Origin of the sequence: Paraburkholderia sp. J94, assembly GCF_905220285.1 — a bacterium.
Lineage (GTDB): Bacteria > Pseudomonadota > Gammaproteobacteria > Burkholderiales > Burkholderiaceae > Paraburkholderia > Paraburkholderia tropica_A.
Map to the genome: position 1 here is coordinate 163,000 of NZ_CAJMZH010000003.1, position 14,645 is coordinate 177,644.

At 63.2% G+C, this 14,645-nt stretch carries 12 protein-coding genes and 1 tRNA gene; 9 read left to right on the forward strand and 4 right to left on the reverse strand.

Annotated features, from left to right (window positions below):
• Window positions 1–222: 222 nt before the first annotated feature.
• The gene (locus U4Y88_RS06935; protein ID WP_224012413.1) at window positions 223–639 is read left to right on the forward strand and encodes an HIT family protein; all 417 of its coding nucleotides are present in this window, start codon (window positions 223–225) and stop codon (window positions 637–639) included.
• Between the two features lie 108 nt (window positions 640–747).
• Here U4Y88_RS06935 and U4Y88_RS06940 read toward each other — a convergent pair whose 3' ends face one another.
• Window positions 748–1,419, reverse strand: coding sequence for a nitroreductase (locus U4Y88_RS06940; protein WP_321783138.1), 672 nt, complete (start codon window positions 1,417–1,419; stop codon window positions 748–750).
• A gap of 311 nt (window positions 1,420–1,730) precedes the next feature.
• Between U4Y88_RS06940 and U4Y88_RS06945 the strand changes: the two genes are divergently transcribed.
• Together U4Y88_RS06945 and U4Y88_RS06950 are read left to right on the forward strand one after the other, a co-directional pair.
• Window positions 1,731–1,821, forward strand: a tRNA-Ser gene (locus U4Y88_RS06945).
• A 555-nt stretch (window positions 1,822–2,376) separates the two neighbouring features.
• A complete protein-coding gene (locus U4Y88_RS06950; protein WP_321783140.1) occupies window positions 2,377–3,933 on the forward strand; it encodes a tetratricopeptide repeat protein in 1,557 nt (518 codons plus the stop codon).
• A gap of 54 nt (window positions 3,934–3,987) precedes the next feature.
• Here U4Y88_RS06950 and U4Y88_RS06955 read toward each other — a convergent pair whose 3' ends face one another.
• The 3 genes from U4Y88_RS06955 to acs all read right to left on the reverse strand — a co-directional run bounded on the left by U4Y88_RS06955 (window position 3,988) and on the right by acs (window position 8,473).
• Complete coding sequence (locus U4Y88_RS06955; protein WP_321783142.1) at window positions 3,988–6,006, reverse strand: sodium:solute symporter family protein; 2,019 nt, start codon at window positions 6,004–6,006, stop codon at window positions 3,988–3,990.
• Window positions 6,003–6,326, reverse strand: a complete 324-nt coding sequence (locus tag U4Y88_RS06960; protein ID WP_405045160.1) for a DUF4212 domain-containing protein — start codon at window positions 6,324–6,326, stop codon at window positions 6,003–6,005. The genes U4Y88_RS06955 and U4Y88_RS06960 overlap by 4 nt, the downstream gene beginning before the upstream one ends.
• Before the next feature lie 164 nt (window positions 6,327–6,490).
• Window positions 6,491–8,473 carry an acetate--CoA ligase gene (gene acs / locus U4Y88_RS06965; RefSeq protein WP_321783144.1) on the reverse strand — a complete coding sequence of 661 codons (1,983 nt, stop codon included), beginning with the start codon at window positions 8,471–8,473 and terminating at the stop codon, window positions 6,491–6,493.
• Between the two features lie 411 nt (window positions 8,474–8,884).
• Here acs and U4Y88_RS06970 point away from each other — a divergent pair, with 411 nt between their 5' ends.
• The 6 genes from U4Y88_RS06970 (at window position 8,885) to U4Y88_RS06995 (ending at window position 14,572) form a co-directional block, all read left to right on the forward strand.
• A complete protein-coding gene (locus U4Y88_RS06970) occupies window positions 8,885–9,778 on the forward strand; it encodes a DMT family transporter (RefSeq protein WP_310634305.1) in 894 nt (297 codons plus the stop codon).
• Window positions 9,779–10,123: 345 nt separating this feature from the next.
• Window positions 10,124–10,729 carry a TIGR00645 family protein gene (locus U4Y88_RS06975; RefSeq protein ID WP_224017896.1) on the forward strand — a complete coding sequence of 202 codons (606 nt, stop codon included), beginning with the start codon at window positions 10,124–10,126 and terminating at the stop codon, window positions 10,727–10,729.
• A gap of 53 nt (window positions 10,730–10,782) precedes the next feature.
• The gene (locus U4Y88_RS06980; protein WP_224017898.1) at window positions 10,783–12,306 is read left to right on the forward strand and encodes a fumarate hydratase; all 1,524 of its coding nucleotides are present in this window, start codon (window positions 10,783–10,785) and stop codon (window positions 12,304–12,306) included.
• 208 nt (window positions 12,307–12,514) lie between these two features.
• Window positions 12,515–12,994, forward strand: coding sequence for a bacterioferritin (bfr, locus tag U4Y88_RS06985; RefSeq protein WP_074986406.1), 480 nt, complete (start codon window positions 12,515–12,517; stop codon window positions 12,992–12,994).
• 129 nt (window positions 12,995–13,123) lie between these two features.
• The gene (gene murI, locus U4Y88_RS06990) at window positions 13,124–13,978 is read left to right on the forward strand and encodes a glutamate racemase (RefSeq protein WP_321783146.1); all 855 of its coding nucleotides are present in this window, start codon (window positions 13,124–13,126) and stop codon (window positions 13,976–13,978) included.
• 342 nt (window positions 13,979–14,320) lie between these two features.
• Window positions 14,321–14,572: a bacterioferritin-associated ferredoxin gene (locus tag U4Y88_RS06995; RefSeq protein WP_065061382.1), complete on the forward strand. Its 252-nt coding sequence runs from the start codon at window positions 14,321–14,323 to the stop codon at window positions 14,570–14,572.
• The last annotated feature ends 73 nt before the right edge of the window (window positions 14,573–14,645 follow it).

Sequence of the window (14,645 nt, forward strand, 5' to 3'; positions counted from 1 at the left end):
TCAAGACTTCGTCGTCGCGCTCGCTGCGAGAACCTCTATGATGCACCCGCTTCAAAAAAAGTGCAGGGACGCGGACAGCCCGCTTTCGGGCGTCGGCCAGGCGATAATCGGCGGCTGGGGCGCGAGATCGGCTGCGGCATCGGCCAAGAGATCGGCCCGGAGAAACGGGCGCGGCTGCGGCGCGCTCGCACGAGACGTTCGAAGAAAACCCGAGGAAAACCCATGGCATACGACACCAACAACATCTTCGCGAAGCTGCTGCGCGGCGAAATTCCCTCCATCAAACTGGCCGAAAACGACGCCGCCGTCGCGATCATGGACGTGATGCCGCAATCGGAAGGCCACGTGCTGGTGCTGCCGAAGGAAGGCGCGGAAGAGATTTACGAGCTGTCGCCCGAGGCGCTGAACGCGGCGATGGCGATGGTGCACACGCTCGCCGCGGCGCTGCGCAAGGCGCTCACGCCCGACGGTTTGATGATCGCGCAATTCAACGGCGCGGCTGCCGGCCAGACCGTGCCGCACGTGCATTTCCACCTGATTCCGCGCCGCAACGGCGAAGAACTGCGCATGCACGCGCGCGACATGGCCGACAAGGCGCAACTGGAAGCGGTCGCCGAACGCATCCGCGCGGCGCTTTGATCGCATCATCCGCGCCCTGACGCACCGAAAACAGGCATTGCGTCACGCCGTGACGCAATCAGCTTTCAAATAGCTTAAATCGCGGTATTGCGCGGCGGTTCGCGACGTTCAGATGCCGTCGAACTGGACGAACGCGTCGAGCGGCACGCGCGCCGAGCGCCACTGGTTGATCGGCGCCGCGACATCCTCGTGGCCGATCGCCATGCCGCTAAACAGCATGCGCTCATCCGGCAGCGCGAGAAAGTCGCCGACCGTCCGCGCATAGCGCGCCCAGCATTCCTGCGCGCAGCTATGCAGGCCGGCTTCGCGCAGCAGCAGCATGACCGTCTGCAGGAACATGCCGAGATCGGACCACTGCGGCGGCCCCATCTGCCGGTCGACGCTGCAAAAGAGCGCGAGCGGCGCGTCGAAGAACGCGAAATTGCGCGCGAACTGACGCAGCCTGCCTGGCCGGTCGTCGCGCGCGATGCCGATGCTGCGATAGAGATCTTCGCCCACCTGATAACGCCGGTCGCGGTACGGCGGCGTGAGTTCGCGCGGATAGACGTCGTACTCGCCGCGCTCGCCCTCGGGCGCTTCGGCGATACGCGCGGCCATGATCGACTTGAACGCCGCGAGCCTCTCGCCACCCACGACGTGAATGTGCCACGGCTGCAGATTGCCGCCGGACGGCGCGCGCGACGCGGTGGCGAGCACGGCGCGAATCACCTGCGGATCGACGGGATCGGGCAAGAACTGACGCACCGATTTGCGGCTGTTGACGGCTTCGCTGACCTTCACGCGCGGACTCCTCGATGGATCGACGAAGCATTATCGACGAAGCGCCGCGCGCGTGCTGAGCGCCTCGGCGGTGCTTGTATAGGACGTCAGAAGGTGTGGCGGATGGCGACGACGGTGAGCGTCGGCGTATCGGTGGACGAGTTCAGCCCGAAGTCGCTGCGGGACAAAGCCATTCCTCAATGCGTTGCAGAAGGTGAGCGCGATTGTTGTGGGTTCCTCGTTGTTTTGACGGGATCGCGAAGGGCAAATTTCGACGCCCCGGCGACGCCCTCCCCCCGCCGTCCAGACTCTGCTATAATTCGCGTCCCGCCGGAGAGATGGATGAGCGGTTTAAGTCGCACGCCTGGAAAGCGTGTATAGGTTAATAGCCTATCGGGGGTTCGAATCCCCCTCTCTCCGCCAGGAAAAATTCCCGAAACCCCGTAAGTTCAAGGACTTGCGGGGTTTTTGTTTTTTCCGGCCGGCCAATTTGCCCATCAACGGGCACAGGCTTGCCGCCCATCGCGTCCGCAGTAAGCCGACCCAGCGCGCCGAGGTGAACGGCAAGCTGGAAGCCGCGCCTGCCAACTACAGGGCGATGACCGGCAAAGAATGGCCGACGATCATCGCAGCGACCCGCGTCGAGCGCGAAGCCAAAGCAAACGGTTAATTGCGCCGCCAACCGCGCGCCACGGGCATCTGCCTATCAATCGAAGCACCGAGCCACCAAGCCTCGATCTGAACCCCCTTCCCCCTGCTGGCGCATTGCCAAACATCAAACCGCGCTTCATCACGAATGCGCTACGAATCACTCACGCCTCAATTCAGACGTATCTGATGTTTGGCTCTGAAGAAGCGCGCAAGCATCCCTCTTCCGCTGAAAGCATTAACTTTCGCGCGTGCGGCGCGTACACAAGAAATTTGAACCTACGCGGCTCCAGATCTTGAATTCAATGTAAGCGTGAGGGGGATATATCAATGACGCCACCCGACTTCCCTACTTTTCTGGACATATCGAAAGCGGGCGTGGATGCCTTGGCTGATCGTCATCTGGAATATGGATACAAACGATATGCGAGCCATGATCTACATGCGGCCGAACACGCATTTCGCGACGCACTTCATATCAAAGACGAATGGCCGCCCGCCTTGAATGACCTTGGATTGGTCTTGAGAGACATGGGGCGTTTTGACGAAGCCGAGGAATATTTTCTTCGCGCAACGGCGGCATTGCCATCATATAACGCGGCCCGGAACAATCTAGCCGTCCTTTACTGGAAAACAGAACGCATTCAAGAAGCAGAGATTGAATTTCGCTCCATTATGGAAAGTGACAGCAGGAACTGGCTGGCAGCGACTAATCTCGGCTTGATGCTGTATGAGCGGGACGCTATTGCCGAGTCCGAATCCTTGTTTCGCCAAGCGTTGATTCACAACCCAGGTTCGGCCGACATCGCTGCCAACATTGCGGCGGCGATGTTGCGCCAACATCGAGTGCGTGAAAGTATTCCAATGCTCGAATCCGCGCTGGCGATCGAGCGAGAGCATCTCAATGCCAATCAGCACATGGCGTCTGCGCTGCTAAGTCTTGGCGACTATGCTCGTGGATTTGCGCACTTCGAATATCGCCTTCGCGATCGGAAGCCGGGCAGCCGCGGCGGCCCACCCGCGTTCCCTTATCCTCATTGGAATGGTGAATCGTTGGCGGGTAAATCCTTGCTCATTTGGCCGGAACACGGCTTTGGCGACATCATCCAGTTTTGTCGCTACGCACGGGTTTTGAAGGAGCGCGGCGCCAGTCGGGTCGATATTGCCTGCGCACCGTCACAGAAAAGACTCTTCGAAAGTCTCGATGGCGTTGACGAAGTATTTGCGTTAGATGGCAAAGGGACCATCTCAGCGCATGATTACTGGTGCTGGATCATGAGCTTGCCGTTCAATTGCCATACGACGATTGAAACGATCCCGAATCACACGCCGTATCTGCGAGCGCCGCGTGATCGGGTTGGATTCTGGAAATCGAAAATTCCATCGAACGAGTTGAATGTTGGGATTGTATGGAGTGGCGATCCCCGGCCGAATGAGCCCCATTGCCATGCAGTCGACAAGCGCCGATCCATGCGCCTTGCCTTATTTTCATCGATGCTAGGTATCGACAATGTGAACTTCTTCAGTTTGCAAAAAGGCGAATCGGCAGAGAAACAAATTTACGAGCTTCCCGAAGAGATACGGCCATTGGACGTGATGCGGGACGTATCTGATTTCGCCGAAACGGCGGCAATCATCGAGTGTCTGGATTTGGTCATAACCGTCGATACCTCGGTTGCGCACCTCGCGGGCGCATTGAATAAACCCGTCTGGATTCTGTCTCGCCACGATTCCTGTTGGCGCTGGCTGCTTGAGCGCGATGATTCGCCGTGGTATCCGAGCGCACGTATTTTCCGGCAGCGGGAAGCAGGAAATTGGGAGGAGTTAATGGAGCGAGTCCATCAAGCGTTGATGGAGCTTAGGAACGATTCCGCAGCGGCTCGATGAATCGGACGTGGCGCGTTCGCTCCGCGTCGCTTCGATTTGCCGGACCATCAACTCCTAAGGATGCCGAATATAATCCACCAGCGCGACCATATACTCATCCGGCTTCCGATCGACAAGACTCACTAAGATCGCGACCAGAAACCCGGCCGGCACGCCGAACACGCCTGAAGAAATCGCGTCGATGCCGAACCACCTTGTGCCTTCGAACCCGGTCAACTGCGTGAAAAACGGATACGTCGAGACGATGTAATACACGCACACGACCAGCCCGGCGATCATCCCCGCCACCGCGCCGAGCCGCGTCGTGCGCTTCCAGAACACGCCCAGCACCAACACCGGAAATAAACTCGACGCCGCCAGCGAAAACGCCGCGCCCACCAGAAACAGAATATTCCCCGCGTTCAGCGAAGCGACCCACGAAGCAAACAACGCCACGCCCAGCAGCAGGATCTTCGACATCGTCACGCGCCGCTGGCTCGACGCATTCGGATCGACCATGTGGTAGTAGACATCGTGCGAAAGCACGTTGGAAATCGTGAGCAGCAAGCCATCGGCGGTCGACAGCGCGGCCGCGAGCGCGCCCGATGCAATCAATCCCGACATCACATACGGCAGCCCCGCGATCTCGGGCGCCGCGAGCACGACCATATCGGCCTGCATCTGAATGTCGCCCCAATGCACGATGCCGTCGCCGTTCACGTCGCTCACGCTGATCATCGACGGCTCCACGCGCCGCCACTGCATCACCCAATGCGGCAGATCCGAAAAATGCTGCCCGACGAGATGCGAAAGAATCTCGTACTTCATCAGCACCGCCAGCACCGGCACGGTCAGATAAAACAGCGCGACGAAGAACAGCGTCCAGCCGACCGAGCGCCGCGCCGACGCCACCGAAGTCGTCGTGTTGTAGCGCGTGAGAATGTGCGGCAGGCTCGCCGTGCCCAGCGAAAGACACAGCAGCAGCGACAGAAAATTGCGCTGATGCACGCGCCGCGCTTCGTCGCTTTCGGCGGGAAACGCTTCGTGCATCGGCACGGGCGGCGTCGCCAGCGCGAGCAGGTCGTCGCGCGCGCGCGTCCACGCCATGCGCGCGGCCTCGGCGTCGCGCGGAAAGCGCGCGACCTCGCGCTCCAGCGAATCGATATCGCGCAGCGGACCGTTATGGCGGCGCAGATCCACGAGCGCATCGACGAGGCGCGATTTCTCCTCGACATAGGAACCCGGCAGCGCATCGATGCGCGATTGCCACAGCGCCGCGCGCCGCTCGTATTCGTCGCGCACATTGGCCTCGGCGCTCGACGCGCGCACGTCGCGTTCGAGCGTTTCCACGCGCTGCATCACGTTGCCGTAATTGAGTTGCGGCACCCAGCCGAGTCCGTCGCGATGCGCGATCAGCGAGATGGGAATCAGGATCGCCGCGATCAGGATGATGTATTGCGCGACCTGCGTCCACGTCACCGCGCGCATGCCGCCGAGGAACGAGCACACGAGAATGCCCGCGAGTCCGCAGAAGATGCCGATGGCGAAGTCCACGCCGATAAAGCGCACCGCGATCAGCCCCACGCCCTGGATCTGCGCGACGAGATAGACGAACGAGCACAGGATCGTCGCCAGCACGGCGAGCGCGCGCACGAGGTTGCTCGAAAAGCGCGTGCCCAGAAAATCGGCGATGGTGTAGCGCGCGAGCTTGCGCACGTACGGCGCGAGCAGGAAGGCGACGAGGCAGTAGCCGCCGGTCCAGCCCATCAGGTACGCGAGGCCGTCGTAGCCGGTCGCGTAGAGCGAGCCCGCGAGGCCGATGAACGAGGCCGCCGAGAGCCAGTCGGCCGCCGTCGCCATGCCGTTGAAGACCGAGGGCACGCGGCGTCCCGCGACGTAGTATTCGACGAGGTCCGAGGTGCGCGAGAGCAGACCGATCACGGCATAGACGGCGATCGGCACGAACAGGAACACGTAGCCGATCCACATGCCCGGCCCGGTCACGCGCTCGATGCGCCCCATCACGAAGACGAAGGCGAGAAAGCCGAGCGTATAGAGCGCGTAGGAGCGGATAAGCCGGTGCGCGAGCTTCATCGTTGCGGCGCCTGGCTGGCCTGGCGGATGGCCAGGTCGGCTTCGCGCGCGGCTTGCAGCACGCGGTCGGCGCGCTGCATCAGCACGATATAAACGACGACGAGCGCCACGTAGATCAGAATCGCCCCTTGCGCGCCGAGGTAGAACGGCAAGCTGAAGCCGGCGAAGCGCAGTCCGTCGAGCGTGCGCGCGAACAGCGGCGCGACGAACGAGACCGCGAAGCCGATCGTCATGAGCACGGCGATCAGCGCGAGATTGAAACGCCAGTAGCGCCGATGCGCGTGCGCCATCGCCTCGCTGACCGCGGGCGGCTCAGGCAAGGGATTGACGTTGTTCCGGGGAGTGGTGTGTGGCGCGGCCATGCGCCTGTGTAGCAAAAAGGCGCATGACCGGCAATTGGGGGCAACTCGGTGCGACCGGGGGAAGCGTTGCGGGCGGCCCGTCGAAGCGGGTCGAAGCGGGCCGCCGCGCGCCTTCTGTGAGCTTAAAGCGACTCGCCGAGCTGATCGAGAATCGCCGGGTTCTCCAGCGTGGAAACGTCCTGCGTGATCGCCTCGCCCTTCGCGAGCGAGCGCAGCAGGCGGCGCATGATCTTGCCCGAGCGCGTCTTCGGCAAGTTCTCGCCGAAGCGGATGTCCTTCGGTTTGGCGATCGGCCCGATCTCCTTGCCCACCCAGGCGCGCAGATCGTTGGCGAGCTTCACGGCGTCGTCGCCATGCGGACGGTTGGCCTTGAGCACCACGAACGCCACCACGGCTTCGCCGGTCGTGTCGTCGGGGCGGCCCACCACGGCCGCTTCGGCCACGAGCGGATTGGCCACCAGCGCCGACTCGATTTCCATCGTGCCCAGACGGTGGCCCGAGACGTTCAGCACGTCGTCGATGCGGCCCATGATCGTGAAGTAGCCGGTTTCCTTGTCGCGCACGCTGCCGTCGCCGGCGAGATAGAGCTTGCCGCCGAGTTCCTCGGGGAAGTAGCCCGACTTGTAGCGCTCGGGCTGGCCCCAGACGTTGCGGATCATCGACGGCCACGGACGCTTGACGACCAGAATGCCGCCCTGCCCGTTCGGCACGTCCTGGCCGGTTTCGTCGACGATCGCGGCCATGATGCCCGGCAGCGGCAGCGTGCACGAACCCGGCACGAGCGGCGTGGCGCCCGGCAGCGGCGTGATCATGTGGCCGCCGGTTTCGGTCTGCCACCAGGTGTCGACGATCGGGCAGCGCTTGCCGCCGACGTTCTCGTAGTACCACATCCACGCTTCCGGATTGATCGGCTCGCCGACCGTGCCGAGTATGCGCAGCGACGAGAGGTCATAACTCTTCGGATGCACCTTGGCGTCGGCTTCCGAGGCCTTGATCAGCGAGCGGATGGCCGTGGGCGCCGTGTAGAACACGCTGACCTTGTGGCGCGCGATCATGTCCCAGAAGCGGCCCGCGTTCGGGTAGGTGGGCACGCCCTCGAACACGACCTGGGTCGCGCCGATCGTGAGCGGGCCGTAGGCGATATAGCTGTGGCCCGTGATCCAGCCGATGTCGGCGGTGCACCAGAACACGTCGCTGGGCTTCCAGTCGAAGGTCCACTTCATCGACTGCGCGGCCCACAGCAGATAGCCGCCCGTGCTGTGTTGCACGCCCTTGGGCTTGCCCGTCGAGCCCGACGTATAGAGGATGAAAAGCGGATGCTCGGCGCCGACCGGTTCCGGCGCGCAGACGTCGCTTTCCGCCGCGGAGACTTCGTGCATCCAGAGGTCGCGGCCTTCGTGCCAGGCAACCTTGCCGCCGGTGCGCTGATAGACGATCACGGTTTTCACCGCGTCGCAGCCGCCCATGGCGATGGCTTCGTCGGCGATGTTCTTGAGCGGCAGCGCCTTGCCGCCGCGCATCTGCTCGTCGGCGGTGATGAGCGCGACCGCGCCCACGTCGACCATGCGTTCGTTGAGCGACTTCGACGAGAAGCCGCCGAACACCACCGAATGCGTCGCGCCGATGCGCGCGCAGGCCTGCATCGCCACGACGCCTTCGACCGACATCGGCATATAGATGACCACGCGGTCGCCCTTCTTCACGCCGCGCTTCTTGAGCGCGTTCGCGAAGCGCGAGACGCGCGTGAGCAGGTCTTGATACGTGATGTTGGTGACGGTGCCGTCGTCGGCTTCGAAGACGATGGCGACACGCTCGCCGTTACCCGCTTCCACGTGACGGTCGAGGCTGTTGTACGAGGCGTTGAGTTCGCCGTCCTCGAACCAGGTGTAGAACGGCGCCTTCGACTCGTCGAGCACCTTCGTGAAGGGCTTTTGCCAGGTCAGCGTTTCGCGCGCGAGGCGCGCCCAGAAACCCTCGTAATCGCGTTCGGCTTCGGCGCACAGCGCCTTGTAAGCCTCCATGCCGGACACCGTAGCGTCCGCCACCGTTTGCGCGGACGGCGCAAACACACGATGTTCCTGAAGAACCGATTCAATCGCAGACATCGACAACCCCTTGGTGAAGATGAAACGTCAAACTCGTGGACGCGCCCAGCATCTTCGATGCCTGCACGCGCCGTCTCCATGTGCCGCCGCGCTGCGATCCAGGCAAGCCTGGACGCGCGGCGGCGCGTTGTTTACTACCGCTCGAAGCGGCGAAGCCGGGGCGCGTGAAACGCGCACGAACTTCGCAGCCGGCGGTTTGCACGGGCCCGCGCGCGAGGCCCATGCGTTCAAAGGTTAAGCGTGGCAACTTACCCGCTACTTACGTGCGGCCCTGCGCGTCGCAGGGGTTTGCCCCAAGGCGTCGCGCGCCGCATCGCCTTGTGGCACACCTCGCTGCCTTCACCGGCCACCCTGGCGAGGCATTAAGCGGGCATTTAGAATGCTAACTGATCTCTGCGCCCGGATTCCAGCTTGAACCGCCATTCATTTTTTCTCGTCGCCGCCATGCTGCTGGTCGGCAGTAACGTCGGCATCGGCAAGTCGATCGTCGCCTATTTGCCTGTTCCGCTGTTCGCGCTGCTGCGCTTCGTGATCGCGCTCGCCGTGCTCTGGCCCCTGCTGCGCCTCGCGCGCATGCGCCGCGTGAAGCGCGACGAATGGATCAATCTGTTCCTTCAGGCCCTCTTCGGTACATTCGGGTTTACGCTGCTGATGCTCGGCGGCGTGCATCGCACGAGCGCCGTCGCCGCGGGCGTCATCACGAGCACGATTCCGGCCGTGGTCGCGCTGTTCGCGTGGCTGTTCCTGCGCGAGCGTCCCGACGCGCGCGCCTTCGCGTCGATCGTGCTCGCCATCGCGGGCATCGCCGTGGTCAATCTCGCGCACGCGGACGCCGACGCGCACAATCCCGGCTCGTTCGCGGGCAATCTGATGGTGCTCGGCGCGGTCTGCTGCGAATCGCTCTACGTGATCCTCTCGCGCCGTCTCACGCAGACGCTCGCGCCGCTCGAAATCTGCGCGTACACCCATCTGTTCGGCTTCTTTCTGATGCTGCCCGTGGGGCTGGCCGGCGCGTTCTCGTTCGACTACGCGAGCGTGCCTGCGGGCGTCTGGGGCCTCGTGATCTGGTACGGGCTCTCGGCGAGCGTGTTCTCGTTCGTGCTCTGGATGATGGGCATCCGTCACGTGCCCGGCAGCATCGCGGGCGTGTTCACGGCCGTGCTGCCGGTGGCCGCCGCGCTCTACGGCATGGTCTTCCTCGGCGAGCGGCCGACGCCCGCGCACGGCGTCGCGCTCGCCTGCGTGATCGCGGGCATCGCGCTCGCGAGCGTCAAGACGAAGCGGCTGCCGCCCGTGGCGTCCTGAGCCGGTGGACTGCAAGCGGTGCGCTGAATTGGCGCTCTGAATTGGCGTGCTGAACTGGCCCTGCCGCAGCGCCTTGCCTGGCGGCGTTTGAATCGCCTCGGCCCTGTCCTGACGTAAGCGACCTGAAAGTTTGTCTGCCCGCATCCCGGCGACGCGCGCCGCCGACGCGTTACAATAGCGCCCGCCCGGCCCCTGCGGCATTGCGGCGCAGCGCGCGAACGTGAAATACGTGCCAGCGCGCGCGGCGCGCGCCGTCGCGGCCCTGCCCGAATCGTCAGAACCGTCCGTTGCGCCTGCTGCGGGCGTTTCGTCCGGTTCCCACGATCATCGCGACCCACAACGCACATGTCAGCCGCTCGTCCCCAGCCGCCGTCCCGCCATCGCATGCCGCTGCTGCCCAGCATCATCTTCATGAGCCGCTGGCTGCAGGTGCCGCTGTACCTCGGCCTGATCGTCGGGCAGATCGTCTATTGCGTGCTGTTCCTCAAGGAAGTCTGGCATCTCGTCAGCCACGCGACGTCGCTCGACGAGACGAGCATCATGCTCGCCGTGCTCGGCCTGATCGACGTGGTGATGATTTCGAATCTGCTCATCATGGTGATCGTCGGCGGCTACGAGACCTTCGTCTCGCGCATGGGCCTCGAAGGCCACCCCGACGAACCCGAATGGCTCGACCATGTGAACGCCGGCGTGCTCAAGGTGAAGCTCGCAATGGCGCTCATCAGCATTTCGTCGATTCATCTGCTGAAAACCTTCATCAATCCTGATGCCGTTTCCGAGCGCACCGTGATCTGGCAGGTGGCGATCCACGTCGCCTTCCTGCTCTCCGCGCTCGTGATGGCCTGGATCGACCGCATCACGACGCACACGCATCCCGAGCATTACCACGACCTCGCCGCGCGCCATCCGGTGCCGGAGCGTGTCGTGCGCGAAACGGCGACGTCGGAGTAATACCGGCGCACCGGCCACAATTCGAAACACCCCTGTCCCCACAGAAGCTAGCCATGACCGTCATCAAGCAGGAAGACCTGATCCAGAGCATCGCGGATTCGCTCCAGTACATCAGCTACTACCATCCGCAGGATTACATCGAAGCGCTCGGCCGCGCCTACGAGCTCGAAGAGAGCCCGGCAGCGAAGGACGCGATCGCGCAAATCCTCACCAACAGCCGCATGTGCGCCGAAGGCCGCCGCCCGATCTGCCAGGACACCGGCATCGTCACGATCTTCGTGAAGGTCGGCATGGACGTGCGCTGGGATGGCGCGACGATGGGCGTCACCGACATGATCAACGAAGGCGTGCGCCGCGGTTACCTGAACCCGGACAACGTGCTGCGCGCGTCGATCGTGTCGCCGCCCGAAGGCGGTCGCAAGAACACGAAGGACAACACGCCGGCCGTGATCCACTACGAGATCGTGCCGGGCGACAAGGTCGACGTGCAGGTCGCGGCCAAGGGCGGCGGCTCGGAAAACAAGTCGAAGTTCGTCATGCTCAACCCGTCCGACTCGATCGTCGACTGGGTGCTCAAGACCGTGCCGACGATGGGCGCGGGCTGGTGCCCGCCGGGCATGCTCGGCATCGGCATCGGCGGCACCGCTGAAAAGGCGATGCTGATGGCGAAGGAATCGCTGATGGAGTCCATCGACATTCAGGACATCATCAAGCGCGGTCCGAAGGACTGGATCGAAGAACTGCGCGTCGAACTGCACGAAAAGGTCAACGCGCTCGGCATCGGCGCGCAGGGTCTGGGCGGTCTCGCCACCGTGCTCGACGTGAAGATTCACGCTGCACCGACGCACGCGGCCTCGAAGCCGGTCGCGATGATCCCGAACTGCGCCGCCACGCGCCACGCGCACTTCGTGCTCGACGGCTCGGGTCCCGCGAAGCTCGAAGCGCCCTCGCTCGACGCATGGCCGAAGGTCAACTGGGAACCGAACACGGAAACCAGCAAGCGCGTCGACCTGAACACGCTCACGCCGGAAGAAGTGGCTTCGTGGACGCCGGGCCAGACGCTGCTGCTGTCGGGCAAGATGCTCACGGGCCGCGACGCGGCGCACAAGCGCATCGCCGACATGCTCGCCAAGGGCGAAAAGCTGCCGGTCGATTTCAAGAACCGCGTGATCTATTACGTCGGCCCGGTCGATCCGGTGCGCGACGAAGTCGTCGGCCCGGCAGGTCCCACGACGGCCACGCGCATGGACAAGTTCACCGAACTGATGCTCTCGCAAACGGGCCTCATCTCGATGGTGGGCAAGGCCGAGCGCGGTCCGGTCGCGATCGAGGCGATCCAGAAGCACAAGGCTGCGTACCTGATGGCCGTGGGCGGCGCCGCCTACCTCGTGTCGAAGGCGATCCGCGGCTCGAAGGTCGTCGCGTTCGAAGACCTCGGCATGGAAGCCATCTACGAATTCGACGTGTTCGACATGCCGGTGACGGTCGCCGTCGATTCGTCGGGTACCTCGGTTCACAAGACCGGCCCGGCCGAATGGCAGGCGAAGATCGGGAAAATCCCCGTCGCGACCGCATGATGTGTATGATTCGGTTTCACACCGAAATCTAAAAACCGGGGCTTACGCCCCGGTTTTTGTTTTGGAAAACGCAAAACGTAACGAGATTAATTCTCAGCACGTGCAAGTGTTTGATTTCAGCCGGGATTCGGCCTTGGCATTTGCGAATTGAGCGTTTATTGTTCGAACCAGTGTTTGAAAACCCACGCCCCACAAGGAAGGAAAGATCATGCAAGGCGACAAAAAAGTCATCGAGTATTTGAACGCGCAACTCAAGAATGAGCTCACCGCGATCAACCAGTATTTTCTGCATGCGCGCATGTACAAGCACTGGGGGCTCGAGAAACTTGGCAAGCATGAATATGACGAATCGATCGGCGAAATGAAGCACGCCGACTGGCTTATCGAACGCATTTTCATGCTCGACGGCCTGCCTAATCTCCAGGATCTGCATAAGCTGCTGATCGGCGAAGAGACCAAGGAAATCCTCGAATGCGATCTGAAGCTCGAACAGATTTCGCAATCCACGTGTAAGGAAGCCATCGCTTATTGCGAATCGGTGCGTGACTTTATTTCGCGTGAAATCTTTACGAAGATTCTCGACGACACCGAAGAACATATCGACTGGCTCGAAACGCAGATCGACCTGATCGACAAGGTCGGCCTCCAGAACTATCAGCAAACGATGATGGGTTCGGTAGAATCCTGATCGCCCGGGCTCACGCGGCGCATCCGCAGCGATTGCGGGTGCGGCCCCGAGCGCGGCGTGGCTTCTCTAGCTTCTCTATATAGTCACGCCGTCCGCGAGCCCTGATTCTTTTCCGCTTTCCCGACGCACTTGAACCTTCCGGCTTCCACTCGCGCCGCGCCCATCGGCATCTTCGATTCCGGTCTGGGCGGCCTCTCGGTGCTGCGCGCCGTGCGCGCGCTGCTGCCCGCCGAACGGCTCGTCTATGTGGCCGACTCGCGCTATGCGCCCTACGGCCAGCGCGACGACGACTTCATCGCCGACCGCACGCTCGCGATCGGCGAATGGCTGGTGGCGCAGGGAGCCAAGGCGCTCGTGGTGGCCTGCAACACGGCCACGGCGCAATCCATCGAATTCGTGCGCGCGCGTCTGCCGATTCCGCTCGTGGGCGTCGAGCCGGGCATCAAGCCCGCCGCGCTGCTGTCGCGCTCGCGCGTCGCGGGCGTGCTCGCCACCCAGGTCACCTTGCGCAGCGCGCGTTTCCAGGCGCTGGTCGAACGTCATGCCGCCGATCTGCGCGTGCTGAGCCAGCCGGGCCACGGTCTGGTGGAAGCGGTCGAGCGTTGCGACGTCGACTCGCCCGAACTGGTGCAACTGCTGCGCGGCTATGTCGAGCCCATGCTCGATGCGGGCGCGGACACGCTCGTGCTCGGCTGCACGCACTACCCTTTTCTCGATGCCGCGATCCGCTCGATCGTCGGCGAACGGATGACGCTCGTTGATACGAGCGTCGCCATCGCGCGTCAGCTCGAACGCGTGCTCGATCAGCACGGCCTGCGCGCCGACGCGCTGGCGTCCGGTTCCGAAAGCCCCGAGGCGCGCTTTTGCTCGACCAGCGACGGCGCGCATCTGCGCACGCTCGCGGCGGCGCTGCTCGGCATCGAGGCGCAGGTGGAACGCGTGAGCATTCCGTCGCGCCGCACGCGCGAACTCGCCTCGCTCTAATCTCCCCATCGGCGTCAGGGTCGCTCGGCGATTTTTCGCCACGCGCGCTACGTCGCTCGCGCCCCTTTTTCTCGCAGCCCGTCTCCGCGCACGCGCTCGACCGGCGCTCACGTCCCCATCCCGCGACGCCCATCCAGCGGGGCTTTCGCGCTATCGGCCCTCTCGGCGGCCCACATCGCGCCCCGATTCGCCGCACCCCGCCCCGATCCCACCCCTTGATCTCAAACAGCAATTTCTCTGCTAAGCCCCGAGTTTCGTTACAAAAATTCCCTGCGCATGCTTGCCAAATGGTCCAAACATAATGATAATAATTCGCATTAACTCTCTCTATTGCGCTCCATCATGATTGTCTGCGTGTGCAAGTCCGTCTCCGACCGGACGATTCGTGCCTCGATCGCCGAGGGCATGGACTCTTTCGACGAGCTGCAATTCGAGCTTGGCGTCGCGACCTGCTGCGGCAAGTGCGAAGAATCCGTTCGCGACGTGATGGCGCAAAGCGGCGTCTGTGCGAGCCGCTGCGGCGTGACCCGCCCGCAAGTGGCTGTCGTCCCGCACGTGGTGCCGATGACGTTCTACGAGCGCAAGGCGGCCTGAACCGGCGCTTGCACCGAGTTTCCGGCGCGCGTTCGCAGCTCCCGCGCGCCGTGCTTCACCGCTCGCTAGCCGA